Source organism: Rhodococcus sp. NPDC127593, from assembly GCF_042671975.1.
GTDB lineage: Bacteria > Actinomycetota > Actinomycetes > Mycobacteriales > Mycobacteriaceae > Rhodococcus_F.
The window spans coordinates 25,027-43,765 of sequence record NZ_JBHXWI010000055.1 but is presented as its reverse complement, the minus strand read 5'-3'; the positions used below and the strand labels follow the sequence as shown (position 1 = coordinate 43,765).

The following is an 18,739-nucleotide window of genomic DNA, read 5'->3' as shown; positions in this document are numbered from 1 at the left end:
TCAGCCTCCGGCGTTCTGAAGGACGCTGCAGGCCCCGCACGCGGCGCAGCCCGCCTTCTGGTCGGCGCCGCGCATACCGCCCGCCTGCAATTCCTTCGCCACCCGTGAGGTGACGTCGGCGAGCAGGGCGGGCGACGGCGCCTGCGCCCCGTCCTCGACGGCCAGCGTGCCGGCGAGCGGCCGGAACGGGACGACGAACGGGTAGACGCCCATGTCGATCAGTTCGGCTGCGCCCGCGACCAATTCGTCTGGATCTTCACCCAATCCGACCAGCAGGTAGGTCGACACCTGATTCCGCCCGAAGACCCGTACCGCCTCCCGCCACGCCGCCCGGTACTCGTCCAGCGGCACCGTCGACTTGCCCGGCATCCAGCGCCGCCGAACCTCCTCGTCCAAGGACTCCACGTGGATGCCGATGGAGTCGGCCCCCGCGTCCCGGAGATCCGTGATGGTCCTGAGATCGCCGGGCGGTTCGCACTGCACCTGGATGGCGAGTTCCGTAGCCACCGCCTTGACGGCCGCGACGCATCGCGCCAGGTGACGGGCACCGCGATCCTTGGCCGCCGACGTGCCCGTGGTCATGATCATCTGGGTGACGCCGTCGAGACGCACGGCGGCTTCGGCGACCTCGGCGAGTTGTTCGGGCTTCTTCACCGCGACGGTCGAGCCGGACTGCAGTGATGCCTCGATCGAGCAGAACCGGCACCGCTGCTGCGGGTCGTATCGAATGCAGGTCTGGACCACGGTGGTGGCGAGGACGTTCGTCCCGTGCAGCCGGGCGATCTTCTCGTAGGAGATGCCATCGGCGGTGTCCAGGTCGTAGAACCGGGGCCGGCGCACCGGCTCGATCTCCACCCCCATGTCGGTGCCGTTCATCAGCAGGCGGTTTCCGCTGACTTCGTACGGGCTGTCGGACCGGATGGGGATGGCGCCGCCGATCCCGCCGATCAGTACATGACCGTCGTCGCTGGGGCCGGCACCGGAAGTCCGGGTGACCGGGACGTTCAGTGACCGAATCCCGCGTACTGCTACGTCAACTCGCGTCGAGAGATCGCTCATGGTTCACACCTCAGACCATGTATGTGGAATTGATGATGGCGCCCTTGCGGGAGTAGTGGATGATGGCGTCCTGCACATCGAGGGGATGTGCGGGCACGACGCCCTCGATCAGGTCCTCTTCCCTTCCACCGTGCAACGCGAGACCGAAGCGGCACGCGAAGACGGTCCCACCTTCGGAGATGAACGTCGCGAGTGCGTCGTTGATGTTCTGCTCGCCCGGGAACCCGTTGTCGCCGGTGGTCGGAAATCCGCGTGTCGCAAGGCAGTTGAGGGCGCCGGGGCCGTAGAAGTAGATCGCCGACTCGAACCCCTTGCGCAGTGCGCGGGTTGCCTGCAGGACGGCGACGAAGCTGACGGAGGATTCGTGCGCGATGCCGTGCACCAGCGTGAAGTAGGACTCGCCGTCCTCTGCCTTGTAGTCCGGGAAGATCTTCGTCGACCCGTAGATGTTGCTGCCCTTGGGCAGCGCCGGGTGGGGAATCTCGCCGAGTGACTTCTGGATGTTCTCGGCGATGCTGTTCTCGATGTCGGTCACAGGGGACTCCTGGTTGTTCGTGGGGCGGAGGCGCCCGAAGGGCCTGAACGCGCTGATGAGATGCTTGGGCGACGGGCCGGGCGTAGACTTCGATGTCCATTCGCTCTGCGTGAGGAGAGTGCGCTGCGCACTCCGTCGACCTGAAACAAGTACACGGTTCGGTGATTTCCGAATGGTCACGCGCGGAACAAGCTCAGGTTTCGTAACCCTCACCGCGGCCCGAATCCGGAAATCCGGTAGTAACACCGACCGTGTGACTCGGCGCACCCATCGGTCGAAAAAAGTAAAGAGTCCTTTACTATGGGTGATTCGTACCCCGAATACAGAGAGAGCCATGACCAGCGCGTCGCGCCCCCGAAGACCCAGCCCGCCCCAGAGTGATCACCGCAGTCCCGGACGCAGGGCGCGGGTGAACCCATGGTGACCGTCCTGAGCATCGGCTTCGGCGTCGTCGTCGTATTACTGATCACCGCCCTGACCGGCTACTTCGTCGCCCAGGAATTCGCGTACATGTCGGTCGACCGCTCGCGGCTCAAAGCCCGGGCCGAGGCGGGAGACGCGGGCGCCACGCGCGCCCTCGGCGTCGCCCGCCGCACCTCGTTCATGCTCTCCGGCGCGCAGCTGGGCATCACCGTCACCGGCCTGCTCGTCGGTTACGTCGCCGAACCCCTGATCGGGCGCGGCCTCGGTGAGCTCCTCGGCGGCGTCGGCATACCGACCGCGGTCGGGATCGGTGTCGGCGCCGTCCTCGCCGTCCTGTTCTCCACCTTCGTTCAGATGCTGTTCGGTGAGCTGTTCCCGAAGAACCTGGCGATCGCCCGTCCCGAACCGGTGGCGCGATGGCTCGCGTTGTCGACCACGATCTACCTGAAGCTGTTCGGCTGGTTGATCTGGCTGTTCGACCAGTCGTCGAACCTGCTGCTGCGCGCGCTGCGGATCGAGCCGGTCCACGACGTCGAGCACTCGGCGACCGTGCGCGACCTCGAACACATCGTCGCCGAATCCCGCGACGCCGGTGAGCTGCCGCGGGAACTGTCGACCCTGCTCGACCGGATCCTCGACTTCCCCACCCGCACCGCCGGGCACGCGATGATTCCGCGCGCCCACGTCGACACCGTCCGGGCCCACGATTCGCTGAGCAGTGTTCTCGAGAAGATGGGCGCCGGCCACACCCGCTACCCCGTGGTCGGCAGTTCCTCCGACGATCTGCGCGGCGTCATCCACCTCCACGACCTTCTCGGCGAGCAGGCCGACGGTACGGCCGCGTCCCGGGCCCGTCCGGCCGTCGTCGTGCCGGCGTCGCTGCCTCTGCCGGACGTGCTGGAACAGCTGACGGCTGCCCGGGACGAAATGGCCCTCGTCGTCGACGAGTACGGCGGCTTCGCGGGTGTCATCACGATCGAGGACCTCGCGGAGGAACTCGTCGGTGAGATCGCCGACGAACACGATCCCGACGGCGACGCATCGGTGACGGGCTCGGAGTCCGACGGCTGGACGATGCCCGGCGATCTGCACATCGACGAGGTGGAGCGCATCCTCGGACACGACCTGCCGTCCGGCGACTTCGAGACGCTCGCGGGTGCCGTCATCGCCGAGTTCGGCGGTCTCCCCGTCGTCGGGGACGCCGTCGCGATCCGATTGAACCCGGATCCGGCCGACCTGATCAACGACGCCGACCCACCCGTCCGCAGCCTCGACGCCGAGGTGCGGGCAGTCGACAAGCACGTCCCGTCCTCGCTGTTCGTGAGGCTCCGCATCGTGGAGAGTGACTCGACCGATGAGTAATCCGTGGGTCGTCGTGCTCGTCACCGTCGGGTTGATCGCGGCCAGCGCGTTCTTCGTGGCGATCGAATTCGCGTTGATCGCTGCCCGTCGCCACCGGCTCGAGGACGCCGCCCCCACCAGCAGGGCGGCCCGCGCGGCTCTGCGCAGCGCATCCGAGTTGTCCGTGTTGCTGGCCGGATCCCAGCTGGGCATTACCGTCTGCACCCTCGCGCTCGGTGCCGTCACGAAGCCGGCCGTGCATCACTGGCTCACCCCGGCCTTCGAGGGGTGGGGCGCCCCGCTGTGGCTGGCGGACGTGCTCGGATTCATCCTCGCCCTGATCATCGTCACGTTCCTGCACCTCGTCGTCGGTGAGATGGCACCGAAGTCGTGGGCGATCGCGCACCCGGAGAAGTCGGCGACCCTGCTGGCGATCCCGATGCGCGGGTTCATGTGGGCCACCCGCCCGCTGCTGCTGGTGCTGAACCGGATGGCGAACTGGTGTCTGCGGAGGTTCGGCGTGGAACCGGTCGACCAGGTGGGGGCCGGGCAGGATCCCGACGCGCTGCGGCACCTCGTCGAGCACTCGGCGACCGTCGGCACGCTCGACGAGCGATACCACGGCCAACTGACCAGCGCCCTGGAACTCCAATCGCTCGCCGTGCGAGACATGGTGCGGCCGAACACCGCCCCGAGCAGCGTCGCCCCGGACGCCACCGCGGCGGCGATCAGGGCGGCCGCGGATCGAAGCGGCCACCTCCGACTGCTCGTGCGCGACGAGGACGGGATCAAGGGTGTGGTGCACGCCCGGGACAGCCTGCGGGCCGGCGCCGCGGTCACGGCCGCCGACCTCATGCGCCCGGTGCTGACCCTCGACGCGGACGCCGCCGTGTACGAGGCACTGCACACCATGCGAGAGACGCGCAGCCATCTCGCGATCGTCACCGACAGCGAGCAACTGATCGGTGTCGTCACCTTGACGGACGTCCTCGCGCGTCTGCGCCCGGCGGCCGGGGCTTCCGCCTGACCCTGTAGCGAACGCCCGCGGCCGGGGTGGGTATCGGAAGCGGTACCCTCGCGGGGTGAATTCACGGTTGGATGTGGTCGCGCGGGTGCGCGGCTCCGTCGTGGGTTCACTGTCCGGCGCGGTCAGCATCGCCGCGCACGGCATCGGTGGAGGCGGAATGCCCCCGAGCGATGGCTCGGTGGTGCTGCTCCTCGCGGCGTGCGCCGCGGTCGGGGCGTCGGTCGCCGCCGTTCGGGTGGCCACCCGTGAATGGTTGTTCGTGCTGTCGGTGCTCGCGGCGGGCCAGTTGATCGGCCACACCACGCTGGCCTTGGCCGCTGATCATTCCCATGGGCTGGGGCTTTCCACCCCGATGATCGCCGCGCACCTCGCCGCGATCGCGGTGGCCGCGGTGCTGGTCCGGTCGGCCGAACGCGCCTGTCTGAGGGCACTGGCGGCGTTGACGCGCATCGTTCTCGCAGTCCTCGCCCCGTTGCAGGTCGATACCGGCACCTGGACCGCGACCCCGGTCTACCGCGCGAAGCTGTCGTTGTGGCTGCTGGTCGCCGCGGGCGCCGGCACCCGCGGACCACCCGCTCTCGTCTAGTCGAATCCTTTTCTCACCGCCCTCCCGGCGCACACGTCAGACGTGTGGTCGCCGGTCCGGCGTGTTCTCACACGGCACCAGCAGACTCCCCGGCGGGTCCCGGTGCCGATCCCTTCCTGAGTCGGCGCATCCCTGCCCTCGAGTTGCCCAGCGCACCCCTGACGCGCGCGGCCCCGGGGGCGCTGGGTGCCCGTCTCACCCGATTCGAAGCGAGATCGTCATGTCCATCCCTGAACTCGAACGCGACAAACCCGTCGCGCCCGCCCCGTCCCCGCAGGCGTCGCCGCGCGGTTTCCGGCCACTGATTCTGCGCCTGCATTTCTATGCGGGGATCCTGGTGGCCCCGTTCCTGGTGATCGCGGCTGTCAGCGGCGGCCTCTACGCCCTCGCACCGTCGGTCGAGCAGCTGGTCTACCGTGACTACCTGCACGTCGATTCGACCGGCCCGGACCTGCCGATGTCCGAACAGGTGCGGGCCGCGCAGCAGGCTCGCCCGGATCTCGCCGTCGCGGCCGTGCGCCCGGCGACCGAACCGGGTGACACGACGCAGGTGATGTTCGCCGATCCCACCCTGGGAGAGTCCGAACGCCGCGCGGTCTTCGTCGACCCCGTCACCGCGCAGTCGGTGGGCGAGCTGGTCGTGTACGGCAGTAGCGGCGCGCTGCCGATGCGGACCTGGATTTCGCAGTTGCACCGGCACCTGCACCTGGGCGAGCCCGGCCGCATCTACAGCGAGCTCGCCGCGTCGTGGCTGTGGGTCATCGCTCTCGGCGGCGTGTACCTGTGGGTGCAGCGCTACCGCACCACCCGGGCCCGGAACGCGGACGGCGCCGGGCTGTGGACGCTCGACCGGTCGAGCCGCGGACGCAACCGCACCCTGAGCTGGCACGGTGTGGTCGGCATCTGGATCGCGGTCGGCCTGGTGTTCCTCTCGGCCACTGGGCTGACGTGGTCGCGGTACGCGGGCGAGAACGTCGGCGAACTCCGCACCGCCCTGAGCTGGACCACCCCCAAGATCGACAAGAAACTGGCTTCGGCGCCCGATGCCGGCGACGCCACATCGGGCGGTCACGACGGACACGGCGCAGGGCACATCCCCGCGTCGGACCCGGGAATCCTCGACAGCACTGTGGGCGAACTCGACACCGTCCTCGACGTGGCTCGGCGGGGCGGTGTCACCGGCGCTGTCGAGGCGACCGTTCCCGCCGACGCAACAACCGCGTTCACCGTCACCCAGACCCGCGAACCGTGGCAGTTCTCGACCGACTCGATCGCGGTCGACGGAGCCACGGGCGCGGTGACGGACGTGTCGCGATTCGGTGACTGGCCGCTCGCAGCGAAGCTGACATCCTGGGGAATCGCCCTGCACATGGGGTTGCTGTTCGGCCTGCTCAACCAGCTGGTCCTGGCGGCCCTCGCGGTAGCGTTGCTGGCCGTGATCGTCCGCGGCTACCTCCTGTGGTGGCGGCGCCGGCCCACCCGCGGCACCACCCGGGCCGTCGGCAGGCCGCCGGTGCGCGGCACCTGGCGCCGAATCCACCCGGCCGCGGCCGTGGCCGGGGTCGCCTGCGTCGTCCTCGTCGGCTGGTTCGTTCCGCTGCTCGGCGTCAGCCTCCTCGCGTTCCTGCTCGTCGACGTCGCGATCGGGGCACTGGCCCGCACCCGGGCAGGGTGATCGAGCGGGGCACCCTGCGCCGACGCGGCGGTTACGGTTTGGGAACCGGGTGCCCCTCCGAGGCCTGGACGACGACGACGCCGTTTCCGGTGAGGCACAGCTGATATGCCTCACCGGAACCCCGGCCGATCGCGGCGCCCATCTTCGCGGTCTTGCGGATCGTCGAGTGCAGGCCGGTCGACCACAGGACCGCGCTCTGCATGTCGACGTAGGTGGGGGTGTCCACGTTCAGGACGACGGGGGTGCCGTAGATGGTGACGGCGAGGACGCCGCGGCCGGTGAACGTGGTGTTGAACAGTCCGCCGCTGAGCATGGACGCGCCCTCGACGCGGTTGATGTCCCAGCTCAGGGAACTGTCGAACGCGAGGACGTTGGAACCGCTGACGGTCACCGACTCGTCCTCGAGTTCGAGCAGGAAGATCTCGTCGGCGTCGCGGGCGAGAAACACGTCGCCGCTGCCGGAGACCTTCATCAGCGACATGCCCTCACCGGTGAATGCCTTCTTGAAGAACTTCCCGACGCCGCCGCTGCCCTGGTAGGCGAAGTCGACGTCGCCCTGGTAGGCGACCATCGATCCCTGCCGGGCAAAGAAGTGACCGCTGGTTCCGGCCAAGTCCACCTTGAGCATTCGGGGATTCTGTAGCACGAAGGTGCCCGGTTCACCACTGCGTTCCGCGTTCTTCATCAGGTCGCTGCGCATGACGGAATCCTATCCGTCCCGTCAACGAACCCATTCCGGTCCGGGCCCGTTGGCTTCCTCGAAGATCAGCCACGTCTTCGTCGCCTGCACACCTTCGAGGCTCTGCAACCGTTCGAGGACGACATGACGCAGTGCGCTGTTGTCCGGCGCGCGCACCAGGACGAGAACGTCGAAATCGCCGCCCAGTAGCGAGAAGTGCTCGACGAAGGGAAGTGTCCGGAGCTGGGTGGAGATTCCCCGCCACGAGTCCTGTCTGATCGAGAGGGCGATGAACGCGGAGGAACCGAGTCCGGCCTTGGAGTGCGAGATCCGGGTGGTGAAGCCTTCGATGATCCCCGCCTCCTGCAACCGCTCGATGCGGACGTAGGCGTGCGCGCGGGAGATGTGCGCCTTCTCCGCCAGCGCTCGCATCGAGATGCGGCTGTCGGCGACGAGTTCCTTGATGATGCGTCGGTCGATCGCGTCGAGTTCATACGTGTCCGCTGTGTCGCCCGCCATCTGTCCATCCCTGCTGTGGTCGCTCACCCTCCGGTGAGACATTCTGCTCCCGATGCGCCGATTCTAGACCATTTGTCTCTGATTCCTCCTTGTCGTTGTCGATAGGTTGTTCAGTTGCGAGCATTGACGGACACAATGCATCTGGAGGTAGACGTGACGCTCGTAGAGCCGCCCCTGGCGAGGCCCTATCGGAAGTTCCTTCCCGCCGAGTGCGCGGTGCAGTATCTGGACGCGGCCGGCGAGCTGACCGAGAGCGAGGCCCGGTATCCGAGGCCGAGCTACGACCGTCTGTTGGAGATGTACCGGAATATGGTGCTGGGCAGGCGCTTCGACCAGCAGGCGACGGCGTTGACGAAGCAGGGCCGGCTGGCCGTGTACCCGTCGTCGCGTGGTCAGGAGGCCTGCCAGATCGCGGCGGCGATGAGCCTGCAACCCAACGACTGGATGTTCCCCACGTACCGCGACTCGGTGGCCCTGGCCGCCCGCGGCATCGATCCGGTCGAGATCCTCAGCATGCTCGCCGGCGACTGGCACTGCGGCTACGACCCGGCCGCCCACCGCAGCGCACCGCAGTGCACCCCGCTGGCCACCCAGTTGCTGCACGCGACCGGTGTGGCCTACGGCGAACACCGCAAGGGAAACGACACCATCGCGCTGGCGTTCTGCGGTGACGGCGCGACCAGTGAGGGCGACTTCCACGAGGCCCTCAACTTCGCCGCCGTGTTCAAGGCCCCGGTCGTGTTTCTGGTGCAGAACAACGGATTCGCGATCAGTGTGCCGCTCGCCCGGCAGAGCGTGGCGCCCACGTTGGCGCACAAGGGGGTCGGCTACGGAATCGGCTCCGAGCAGGTCGACGGCAACGACCCGGTCGCCATGCTCGCCGTGATGGACGAGGCAGCGAAGTTCGTCCGCGCCGGCAACGGCCCGGTCATCGTCGAAGCCCACACCTACCGGATCGACGCGCACACCAACGCCGACGACGCCACCCGCTACCGCGACTCGTCCGAGGTGGAGCAGTGGCTCGGACGCGACCCGCTGGCCCGGCTGGAGAAGTACCTGCGCGGGAAGGGCCTGATCGACGACGCATCGTCGGAGGCCCTCACCGTGGACGCCGAGGCCGCCGCGTCGGTGCTGCGTGCCGGCATGAACGTCGACCGACCCACCGACCCGATGGACCTGTTCCGGTACGTCTTCGCCGAACAGACCCCGCAACTACGAGAGCAGCAAGCGCAGGCGGAAGCCGAACTGGCCGCCGAGTCCGAGGAGAACTGACACCATGCCCGTGCTCACCATGGCCCAGGCCTTGAACACCGCACTGCGTGACGCCCTCGTCGCCGACGAGAACGTCGTCGTCTTCGGCGAGGACGTCGGCACCCTCGGCGGGGTCTTCCGCGTCACCGACGGCCTGACCCGCGACTTCGGCGACGACCGGTGCTTCGACACCCCGCTCGCCGAATCCGGCATCATCGGCTTCGCGATCGGCATGGCGATGTCCGGGTTCAAGCCGGTCGTCGAAATGCAGTTCGACGCGTTCGCCTACCCGGCGTTCGAGCAGATCGTCTCCCACGTCGCGAAGATCCGGAACCGCACGAAAGGGGCGCTGTCCGTGCCGATCGTCATCCGAATCCCGTTCGCTGGCGGCATCGGCGGGGTCGAGCACCACTGCGACTCCAGCGAGGGCTATTACGCCCACACCCCCGGCCTGAAGGTCGTGGCCCCATCCACCGTCGAGGACGCCTACACCCTGCTGCGTGAGGCGATCGACGACCCGGACCCGGTGATCTTCCTCGAGCCGAAACGCCTGTACTTCTCCCGCGCCGACGTCGATCTCGCGGTGGGCGCGCCGATCGGGCAGGCCGCCGTCCGGCGTTCCGGCCGGGACGCGACCATCGTCGCGTACGGGCCGTCGGTGACCGTCGCGCTCGAGTCCGCCGAAGCGGCCGCGGCGGAGGGTCGCGACATCGAGGTGATCGACCTGCGTTCGATCGTGCCGTTCGACGACGAGACAGTCATGGCCTCGGTCCGGAAGACCGGCCGCTGCATCGTCATTCAGGAGGCACAGGGGTTCGCCGGTGTCGGCGCCGAGATCGCCGCCCGCGTCCAGGAACGCTGCTTCCATCACCTGCATGCGCCGGTGCTGCGGGTCAGCGGGTTCGACATCCCATACCCGGCACCGAAACTCGAACGCCTCCACCTGCCGAGCGTCGACCGTGTCCTCGACAGCGTCGACCGACTGCAGTGGAACGACAACGTCGACACCCAGTGGGCGGTGACCGCATGAACGATCAAGTGTTTCTCCTCCCCGACCTCGGAGAAGGACTCACCGAGGCCGACATCGCCGAATGGAAAGTCCGGGTCGGCGACACCGTCACCATCGACCAGGTGGTCGTCGAGGTCGAAACCGCGAAAGCCGCGGTCGAGGTGCCGATTCCCTTCGAGGGCACGGTGATCTCCCTGCACGGCGACGAAGGCTCGACACTGAAGGTCGGCACCCCACTGATCACCGTCAGCGGAACACATGCCACACACGAGCAGTACCGCGAAGAAGAACGAGCCGGCTCTGGCAACGTCTTGATCGGCTACGGCACCAGCGAGGACACCGGGCGGCGTCGGCGGCGGGTCGGCGTGAACCGCGAGGTCACACCGCCGCGGGAACACACCGGTGTTGCGCGACGGGTCATCTCGCCGATCGTCCGCAACCTCGCGCGGCAGAACGATCTGGATCTGTCGCGGCTGTCCGGGAGCGGTCCCGGCGGTGTGATCAATCGCGCCGACGTCGAGCGGGCACTCGCCACGCCACCCGAGACGGCCGACGCACAGCGGATTCCGATCAAGGGCCTGCGGAAGGCGGTCGCCGACAAGCTGTCGGCGAGCCGACGGGAGATCCCCGACGCCACCACCTGGGTGGACGTGGATGCCACCGAACTCTTGCAGGCCCGTCGCACGATCAACGCTGCGCTGCCGGATGCTGAGAACGTCAGCCTGATGGCCCTGCTCGCCCGCCTGGCCCTCGCGGCGCTGAAGCAGTACCCGGAACTGAACTCGACCGTCGACACCGAACGCAACGAGATCGTCCGATACGGTCACGTCCACCTCGGCATCGCGGCGCAAACGCCACGTGGCCTGGTCGTCCCGGTGATCGAGAAAGCCGACTCGCTCACCACTGTCGAACTCGCCCGGCAACTGCGGGACACCACGGCGCTGGCCCGTGAGGGGACGCTCCCGCCGGCACGGTTGACCGGTGGCACATTCACCCTCAACAACTACGGCGTCTTCGGTGTGGACGGCTCGACCCCGATCATCAACCATCCCGAGGCGGCGATCCTCGGTGTCGGCCGCATCATCGACAAGCCGTGGGTGGTGGACGGGCAGTTGGCCGTTCGGAAGGTCACCCAGGTGTCGCTGAGCTTCGATCACCGGGTGTGCGACGGCGGTGTTGCAGGCGGGTTCCTCAGATTGTTCGCCGACTACATCGAGAATCCGATCACCGTGCTGGGGAGGCTGTAGATGACCGACACGCACAGTGACGTCCTGATCCTCGGTGGTGGCTCGGGCGGCTACGCCTGCGCCTTCCGGGCCGCGCAGCTCGGGGTGTCGGTCACGCTGATCGAGGCGGACAAGATCGGCGGAACCTGTCTGCACCGGGGCTGTATCCCGACCAAAGCGCTGCTCCATTCCGCCGAGGTCGCCGACACCGCGCGGACCGGTGCCGCGTTCGGCGTGCGAACGACGTTCGACGGCATCGACATCGAGGCGGTGCACCGGTACAAGAACGGCACGATCGACCGGTTGCACAAGGGGCTGCAGGGCCTGGTCGCCCATCACAAGATCAGCGTCGTGAACGGGTACGGAAAGTATCTCGGAGACAAGACGATCGAGGTGAACGGCACCCGCTACACCGGGACGTCCGTGGTGCTCGCGACCGGCTCCTACGCCCGGACGGTCCCGTCCATCGAGCTCGGTGAGCGCATCGTCACCAGCGACGACGCACTGAACCTCGGGTTCGTCCCGAACAAGGCCATCGTTCTCGGCGGCGGCGTGATCGGTGTCGAGTTCGCCAGCGTCTGGGCGTCGTTCGGCGCAGAGGTAACTGTCGTCGAGGCGCTCCCCCGCCTGGTCGCCGCGGAGGATCCGTGGTGCTCGAAGCAACTCGAACGCGCGTTCCGCAAGCGCGGCATCGCCGCCCGCACGGGCGTGACGGTCGCGGCGGCAAAGGAAACCGCGGACGGCGTTCTCGTGGAACTCGAGGACGGCGAAACCCTCGAGGCGGAGATTCTGCTGGTGGCGGTGGGACGCGGTCCGCGCACCGGCGACAGTGGATTCGCCGAACACGGGATCACACTGGACCGGGGGTTCGTCGTCACCGACGAGCGGCTGCGCACCCACGTCGACGGTGTGTATGCCGTCGGAGACATCGTGGCCGGACTTCAATTGGCGCACCGCGGCTTTCAGCAGGGTGTGTTCGTTGCAGAGGACATCGCCGGCCTCGATCCCGTTCCCGTGGCCGAGCATCTCGTTCCGCGAGTGACGTACTCGCACCCCGAGATCGCGTCCGTCGGACTCACCGAGGACGCCGCCCGCGAGCGGTACGGCGACGTCACGTCCGTCGTGTACGACCTCGCAGGAAACGGCAAGAGCCAGATCCTGAAGACCTCGGGTGGAATCAAGGTCGTCCGAGCCGGCGACACCGGCCCTGTCGTGGGTGTGCACATGGTCGGCGACCGCGTCGGTGAGCTGATCGGTGAGGCCCAACTGGCCGTTGCCTGGGAAGCCCTGCCCACCGACGTCGCGCCATTCATCCATGCGCACCCCAGCCAGAACGAAGCGTTGGGTGAAGCGATGCTGGCGCTGTCGGGGAAGCCGCTGCATTCGTACGGCTGAATGAATGCAATCCGCGTCGGGAAAGATCGCGCACCGGTCCGCGGTTGATGGCCAAGCTCGCGAACATCGGCAAGAATCCGCAGGTTGCGCTCAATTTCAACAGCAGCGCCAACGGCGGTGACGTGTCGGTGTTCACCGGTAGAGCCCACGTCGACGCGGACGGTCCCTCGACGGAGGAGTGGGAGACCTACGTCGAGAAGTACCGCGAGGACATGGCCGGTCTGGACTACACGCCCGAGAAGTTCCGGCAGGACTACTCGACGCTCGTCCGCGTCATCCCGGACCGGTTGCGCAGCTGGTAGCCCCGATTTCTCGGCAGAACGACGGCGACGACGCCCCCGATGCGCCACCATCTGATGCGGAGCAATTTCGCTCCCCACCTATTCGGAGGAACTCGCATCATGGACTGGACACTCGAAGTGGTCGTTCTGCCCGTCAGTGACATTGATCGTTCCGTCGCGTTCTACCGCGACAAGCTCGGATTCCATCTCGACCACGACACCACCAACGAGCACATGCACGTCGTTCAGCTGACCCCGGCCGGTTCGGGGTGCTCGATCGTGATCGGTGACCTCCCGTCCCAGACGGAGATGGCACCGGGGTCGATGAGGGGACTGCAGTTGGTGGTCGCCGACGCCGCCGCGGCTCGCCAGGAGTTGCTCGATAGGGGCGTCGAGGTCAGTGAGATCACCGTGTTCGACGAGCGTGACGGGGGAACGTTCTTCGGATTCGCCGATCCCGACGGCAATACGTGGGCGGTCCAGCAGATCAAGGCGCGGGCGGAGAAGCCGCTGATTCCGGTCGAGGCCCGCGGACGGTTCGGGGAGAACGCCTGAGGGTTCGCACGCTCACGTCAGGGGACAGGCGTTGCGGGTGTCCTCGACGAGTTGTTCGGCCAGGGTGAGGGCGGCGGTCAGTTCGTCGGGCGTCGTTCCGAGCCGGCCGAGGACGACGTGGGCACGATCGGTGAAGTCGGTGGGTGCGTTCGGCAGGGCACCGGCGGCGGCAACGGCGCCCTTCTCGTTGATCAACCAGCGCCGGGCGTGCGCGTGGAGGGCGTGCGCGCAGAGGCACACCACGCGGAACAGACAGCCCGCCACATACGTCGCATCGGCGCGCGGGATCGCCTTGCGGGCCAGCATGGTGACGAAGTCCGCCTCCCACAGTCGCCGCACCAGGGCTTCGCGCAGCGGGTTCGGGTAGTGCTGCATGTCGGCGTGGAGCGCAGCGATGCGTCCGGACGGATCGGCGAGGATCACCGCCGACGCGAGTTCACCCGCGTAGGCGAAGTCCGCGAACCCGAACGGGTGACCGGTCTGAGCGTGAAACCCGTACACACCCTGCTGCGCGTCCCGCCACACCGCGGTCACCCGGTCGAGGTCGCGGTACAGCCAGTCGACCGCCCGGTCGTCGATCGTCAGCCACGCCCCGCCGTCGACCCACGGTCCCCACTCACCCGTCCGCGTCGCCGATGCAGAGGCGCCCGCCCACTCCTGCGCGAGGTCGTTCAGCCCGTCGGTGTCGAGGGCCCCGCGGTAGTAGACGCCCAGGTCGTAGTCGGATTCCGCCGTGTGTGTCCCTCGGGCGCGGCTGCCGCCGAGGGTGACGCCGACGACGCCGTCGACGCGGCACAACCGCTCGGCGAGTGGTCGCAACACCAGGTCCTCGAAATCCACACCCCACATCGTCCACCGCGGCCCGGCGCAGCGGATAAGTTCGGTTCATGCTCATCTTGGGAACGACCGTGATCGGGGCACGCGACGTCGGGCGTGCAACCAGGTTCTGGACCGAGGCACTCGGACTGACTGCGCTCCCGCCGGTCGGCGACAACAACTTCACCAACCTGTCCCTGCCCGACGGCCGACTTCTGCTGGCGATCCAGCAGAGCGAACACGACGCGGAACCCGAGCCACGGCTGCACCTCGACCTGCACGCCCGCGACAGCGAGGATCAGGCCGCGGAAATCGAACGACTCGTCGGTCTCGGCGCGCAGCGGGTGCCGTGGGACCGGTACCCCGAGGACTCGGACTTCGTCGTGCTGGAGGACACCGAGGGCAACCGGTTCTGCGTCATCGACAACTCTCGCGCGCCGGAACAGTGCCGGCTCGAGATGTCCTGAGGTCGCCGGGCTACGCGGCGCCCGCGTAGTGGGCGGGGCGGGGCAGCATCGGACGGCAGACGGCGCGCGGGATCCCGCACACTTCGAAGAAGTCGATGACGATGGATCGGACCTGCGCGGAGACGACCGCTGCGGAGAACCCCGCCGAGATCTCCTGCTGCGGCAGTGAGCGCGCGAATCGCTCGAGTTCGTCGCTGATCTGGATTTCATTGGGTTTCTTCGCGGGAGTCGCGAGAATCATCAGCCGCATCCGGTCGGCGAGGTGCGCCAGATCGGAGACGGCGTCCGCCAACTGCGGGTCCACTCGCTCGCCGTCGTACGTGGCGATCAGGGCGCGCCGCACCAGGACCCGGGTGTTGCGTGCGGCGTTGTCGATCGGGTCGGCGATCGATGCCAGCCGGCCGATGCGGCGTCGTCCCCGCCAGTGGATCGGTGACATCCGTGCCACTTCGGAGCCGGAGCGGAGTTCGACGCGCATGCTGTCGATGGTCGACTGCGTCGAACGGGCAAGTGCGAGAGCATCCTCCAGCGCGGAGACGTCACCGGCGGCCAGTCCCTTCGATGTCTGCCGGAGGGCTGCGGCCACACTGTCCAGCACAGCGGCGGCGCACCGGCGCGTCCGTCGCACGGGGTCGGTGGGCAACACGGACAGCGCCACCAGGCTGAGCGCACCCCCGATCAGTGCGTCCACGACACGGTCGAACGGGTGGGCGCTCGTGGCGGATGCCATGGCCGCAACCAGCGCCGCGGAGGAACCCGCCTGCAGCACGATCACCGAACCACCGTCGAGGAGCACCGCGAAAGACATCGCCACAGCCACTACGAGGCAGATCTGCCACGGCCCGTTGCCGATGTACCGCACGACGACGTCCGAGACGATCGTTCCGATGGTGACACCCGCAATCAGCTCGCCGGCCCGGCGACTGCGGGCACCCCGTGCGACGCTCAGGCATACCACCGCCGCCAGCGGGGCCAGCAGCGGCTGCTCGTGACCGGCCACCTCGACCGACACCCACCACGCCGCCCCAGCGGTGACCGCAGTCTGCGCAATCGGCACCAGGTACCCCGCGAAGCGAAGCAACGCGGCACGCACTGACGGCAGCGCGGTGGAGCCGATTCTCCGGAGAAAGCCGAGTATCGAAATGAGCTGGAACACAGTGGTACAGCTTTCTGGACGGTCACACGTGGGCAGGAGCACATTCACCAGCGCCTGCCGCTGCCGACGACTGCCGGTGGACAAGCCTTCGCAAAGCTTGTCCTGGATTTCTTACGCCCGTGTAAAAGTCGCCGCTTTCATAGCGCAGATCACGTTATGCGCCCTATTTCGGGCGATGCAGGTCACAGCAGACTGCTGAACGTGGCTTGAAATCTTCGTGATTCAAACCACTCGCCGCGGTTGTGAGCCACCGTACTATTCCCCCACATATACGGGGAAATCGGTCTCCGTGAGTGAAGGGATTGCGCGCGTGCCCGAAGTGGGAAGTAACGGAACCGGCGGTGTCGCGGGCCAGCAGGAGATCCCGCCGGACGCGCGAGGGTACGACGGATTCGGCGGACATATCGGGCGGACGAGTGCGGAGTCGACGCCGTGGTGGGCGCCGGAGACGACAGCGCCGGCCGGTGCACCGAACATCGTGGTCATCCTCATCGACGACATGGGATACTCGGACATCGGACCGTTCGGCTCCGAGATCGACACCCCCAACCTGAACCGGCTCGCCGACAGCGGCTACCGGCTGTCGAACTATCACACCACTTCGGTCTGCTCACCGGCTCGCGCGGCGCTGCTCACCGGCCTGAACCCGCATCGCGCCGGCTACGGCAGCGTGGCCAACTTCGATCCCGGCTTCCCCGGACTGCGGATGGAACTCGCCGACGACGCGCTCAGCCTCGCGGAGATTCTGCGCGCGAACGGGTATGCCACGCACGCGGTCGGCAAGTGGCATCTCGCGCGCGACACCAACCTCGCGCCGGGTCGCACCCGCGATTCCTGGCCCCTGCAGCGCGGATTCGACAGCTACTACGGATCGCTCGAAGGAATGAATTCGTTCTACTACCCGAACGAGTTGATCTCGGACAACTCCGTGGTCGACGTCGAGGAGTATCCGTCGGACTACTACGTCACCGACGACATCACGGACAAGGCCATCTCGCGCATCAAGAGCCTGCGCGCCCACGACGCCGACAAGCCGTTCTTCCTGTACTTCTCGCACATCGCGATGCACGGACCGCACCAGGCCAAGCCCGAAGACCTGGCCAAGTACCGAGGCCGCTACACCGAGGGTTGGGACGCAGTGCGGCGCAGCCGCTTCGACGCGCAACTCGAGGCAGGGTTCTTCCCGCCCGGCACCCAGATGGCCGAACGCAACACCGAACCCGGCTACGACGCCCCGCCGTGGGACGAGCTCACCGAAGAAGAGCAGCTGCGGTTCGCCCGGTACCAGGAGGTCTACGCTGCGATGGTCGACAGCATCGACCAGAGCGTGGGCCGGGTGCTCGACACCCTCGACGAACTCGGCGAGACCGACAACACCATCATCGTGTTCACCTCCGACAACGGCGGCACCGCCGAGGGTGGCGCGGCGGGAACACGGTCGTACTTCAGTCAATTCGTGCACGGACCGGTCCCGGCGGACTGGGTGCGCGACGTCCCGCACGACGAGGAACTGATCGGCTCGGAGAAGATCGGCGTCCACTACCCGCGCGGCTGGGGGCAGGCGTCGAATACTCCGTTCCGCTTCTACAAGGGTCAGACGTTCGCCGGTGGTGTCCGGGTGCCGTTCCTGCTGTCCTGGCCCGCCGGTCTCGGGCGCGCCGACGGCGATACCGGACTGCGCAAGCACTACTCGTACGTCACCGACATCACCCCGACCCTCCTGGATCTCGCCGGACTCGAGACTCCGAGCCATCGGAACGGGCTTCCCGCGCAGGAGCGTGACGGTGTCAGCATCGCCGACGTCCTGCGGGACGCCGCGCAGCCCACCCCTCACACGGAGCAGTACGCCGAGTTCGGTGGTCACCGCGGGTTCTACCGGGACGGCTGGAAACTGCTGTCGCTGCAGACGGATCCGACCCGGGTCGACGATCCGCAGTGGCAACTGTTCGACGTCGAATCCGACCCTGCCGAGACCACGGACGTCGCAAGTGTCTTTCCCGAGAAGGTGCGGGAACTCGCCGAGGCGTGGGATCGAGCGGCGTGGCACAACACCGTGTTCCCGATCCTCAACGACCGCAAGGCCGTGCAGCGGCGGCCCGACGAACGCCGACTCGCGGAGCCGGTGAAGATCCTCGCGGGTACCCCGACGCTGGAACGCTATCGGTCCAGTGTGCTGATCCAGTACCGCGACTTCACCATCGACGTCGCCACCCACGCGATCGCCGCGGGCGACGAAGGGGTGCTCGTCGCTCACGGTGACCCCCACGGCGGATACGTGCTCTACGTCGAGGACGGCCGGATCGTGTTCGCGGTCAACAGCTACGGCCGCGTCGCGCACACCTCCGCGCCCCTCGGTGCGGATGTGGTGGGCGTGCAGGTGCGGGCGGAGGCCACCGAATCCGTCCGGTGGAACTTCACCGTCACCCTCACCGACGCGGCCGGGGTCAGCACCGACGTGGCCACCCTCGACGACCAGTTCCAGCTGGTCGGCATGGCGCCGTGGACCGGGATCTCGGTGGGCGTCGACGCCCGCGGACCCGTCGTGTGGGATCTGCGGGAACGGCGCGGAACCTTCCGATTCACCGGCGGGCTGCGGTCGGTGACCTACACCCCCGGCCCCGTGCGGGTGCCCGAACCGGTGATCCAGGAGGTCGAAGAGTTGGCCGAGGCGATGGCCGACTGACCGGAGCGGGCGGGCGCGCGAAATCGCGCCCGACCTCCGATAGATTCCTCATTGCC

18 protein-coding genes are annotated in these 18,739 nt (G+C 67.7%); 12 read left to right on the top strand and 6 right to left on the bottom strand.

Annotation, left to right across the window (positions count from 1 at the left end):
- Both ACFVJ3_RS37930 and ACFVJ3_RS37925 read right to left on the bottom strand, forming a co-directional pair.
- Complete coding sequence (locus ACFVJ3_RS37930) at nt 1-1,059, bottom strand: MSMEG_0568 family radical SAM protein (RefSeq protein WP_378456951.1); 1,059 nt, start codon at nt 1,057-1,059, stop codon at nt 1-3.
- Between the two features lie 10 nt (nt 1,060-1,069).
- Entirely contained in the window at nt 1,070-1,594 is a 525-nt protein-coding gene (locus ACFVJ3_RS37925) for an MSMEG_0572/Sll0783 family nitrogen starvation response protein (RefSeq protein ID WP_378456950.1), read from the bottom strand.
- A 417-nt stretch (nt 1,595-2,011) separates the two neighbouring features.
- On the opposite strand from ACFVJ3_RS37925, the gene ACFVJ3_RS37920 reads away from it, so the two are divergent.
- From ACFVJ3_RS37920 to ACFVJ3_RS37905, 4 genes are all read left to right on the top strand, one after another.
- Entirely contained in the window at nt 2,012-3,379 is a 1,368-nt protein-coding gene (locus ACFVJ3_RS37920) for a hemolysin family protein (RefSeq protein WP_378456949.1), read from the top strand.
- On the top strand, nt 3,372-4,385 hold the full coding sequence (locus tag ACFVJ3_RS37915; protein WP_378456948.1) for a CNNM domain-containing protein: 1,014 nt from the start codon (nt 3,372-3,374) through the stop codon (nt 4,383-4,385). The genes ACFVJ3_RS37920 and ACFVJ3_RS37915 overlap by 8 nt, the downstream gene beginning before the upstream one ends.
- A 55-nt stretch (nt 4,386-4,440) precedes the next feature.
- Nucleotides 4,441-4,971, top strand: a complete 531-nt coding sequence (locus tag ACFVJ3_RS37910; protein ID WP_378456947.1) for a hypothetical protein — start codon at nt 4,441-4,443, stop codon at nt 4,969-4,971.
- A gap of 220 nt (nt 4,972-5,191) precedes the next feature.
- A complete protein-coding gene (locus ACFVJ3_RS37905; RefSeq protein WP_378456946.1) occupies nt 5,192-6,646 on the top strand; it encodes a PepSY-associated TM helix domain-containing protein in 1,455 nt (484 codons plus the stop codon).
- A gap of 31 nt (nt 6,647-6,677) precedes the next feature.
- On the opposite strand, the gene ACFVJ3_RS37900 is transcribed toward ACFVJ3_RS37905, so the two are convergent.
- Both ACFVJ3_RS37900 and ACFVJ3_RS37895 read right to left on the bottom strand, forming a co-directional pair.
- Nucleotides 6,678-7,346, bottom strand: coding sequence for an AIM24 family protein (locus tag ACFVJ3_RS37900; protein ID WP_378456945.1), 669 nt, complete (start codon nt 7,344-7,346; stop codon nt 6,678-6,680).
- Between the two features lie 21 nt (nt 7,347-7,367).
- Nucleotides 7,368-7,844, bottom strand: coding sequence for an Lrp/AsnC family transcriptional regulator (locus tag ACFVJ3_RS37895; protein WP_378456944.1), 477 nt, complete (start codon nt 7,842-7,844; stop codon nt 7,368-7,370).
- Between the two features lie 135 nt (nt 7,845-7,979).
- Here ACFVJ3_RS37895 and pdhA point away from each other — a divergent pair, with 135 nt between their 5' ends.
- The 6 genes from pdhA (at nt 7,980) to ACFVJ3_RS37865 (ending at nt 13,561) form a co-directional block, all read left to right on the top strand.
- Nucleotides 7,980-9,116, top strand: coding sequence for a pyruvate dehydrogenase (acetyl-transferring) E1 component subunit alpha (gene pdhA / locus ACFVJ3_RS37890; RefSeq protein ID WP_378456943.1), 1,137 nt, complete (start codon nt 7,980-7,982; stop codon nt 9,114-9,116).
- A gap of 4 nt (nt 9,117-9,120) precedes the next feature.
- Entirely contained in the window at nt 9,121-10,125 is a 1,005-nt protein-coding gene (locus ACFVJ3_RS37885; protein ID WP_378456942.1) for an alpha-ketoacid dehydrogenase subunit beta, read from the top strand.
- Nucleotides 10,122-11,351, top strand: a complete 1,230-nt coding sequence (locus ACFVJ3_RS37880; RefSeq protein ID WP_378456941.1) for a dihydrolipoamide acetyltransferase family protein — start codon at nt 10,122-10,124, stop codon at nt 11,349-11,351. Before ACFVJ3_RS37885 ends, ACFVJ3_RS37880 begins: the two co-directional genes overlap by 4 nt.
- Nucleotides 11,352-12,725, top strand: coding sequence for a dihydrolipoyl dehydrogenase (gene lpdA / locus ACFVJ3_RS37875; RefSeq protein ID WP_378456940.1), 1,374 nt, complete (start codon nt 11,352-11,354; stop codon nt 12,723-12,725). It begins immediately after the preceding gene.
- Nucleotides 12,726-12,772: 47 nt separating this feature from the next.
- Entirely contained in the window at nt 12,773-13,027 is a 255-nt protein-coding gene (locus ACFVJ3_RS37870) for a hypothetical protein (protein ID WP_378456939.1), read from the top strand.
- A 99-nt stretch (nt 13,028-13,126) separates the two neighbouring features.
- Nucleotides 13,127-13,561, top strand: coding sequence for a VOC family protein (locus ACFVJ3_RS37865; RefSeq protein ID WP_378456938.1), 435 nt, complete (start codon nt 13,127-13,129; stop codon nt 13,559-13,561).
- 12 nt (nt 13,562-13,573) lie between these two features.
- On the opposite strand, the gene ACFVJ3_RS37860 is transcribed toward ACFVJ3_RS37865, so the two are convergent.
- Nucleotides 13,574-14,410 (bottom strand): nucleotidyltransferase domain-containing protein, encoded by an 837-nt coding sequence (locus ACFVJ3_RS37860; RefSeq protein ID WP_378456937.1) that lies wholly within the window; start codon nt 14,408-14,410, stop codon nt 13,574-13,576.
- Nucleotides 14,411-14,448: 38 nt separating this feature from the next.
- Here ACFVJ3_RS37860 and ACFVJ3_RS37855 point away from each other — a divergent pair, with 38 nt between their 5' ends.
- On the top strand, nt 14,449-14,844 hold the full coding sequence (locus ACFVJ3_RS37855; RefSeq protein ID WP_378456936.1) for a VOC family protein: 396 nt from the start codon (nt 14,449-14,451) through the stop codon (nt 14,842-14,844).
- Nucleotides 14,845-14,854: 10 nt separating this feature from the next.
- On the opposite strand, the gene ACFVJ3_RS37850 is transcribed toward ACFVJ3_RS37855, so the two are convergent.
- Nucleotides 14,855-16,000 carry an aromatic acid exporter family protein gene (locus ACFVJ3_RS37850; RefSeq protein ID WP_378456935.1) on the bottom strand — a complete coding sequence of 382 codons (1,146 nt, stop codon included), beginning with the start codon at nt 15,998-16,000 and terminating at the stop codon, nt 14,855-14,857.
- A gap of 319 nt (nt 16,001-16,319) precedes the next feature.
- On the opposite strand from ACFVJ3_RS37850, the gene ACFVJ3_RS37845 reads away from it, so the two are divergent.
- Nucleotides 16,320-18,683: an arylsulfatase gene (locus ACFVJ3_RS37845; RefSeq protein WP_378456977.1), complete on the top strand. Its 2,364-nt coding sequence runs from the start codon at nt 16,320-16,322 to the stop codon at nt 18,681-18,683.
- Nucleotides 18,684-18,739: the final 56 nt, after the last annotated feature.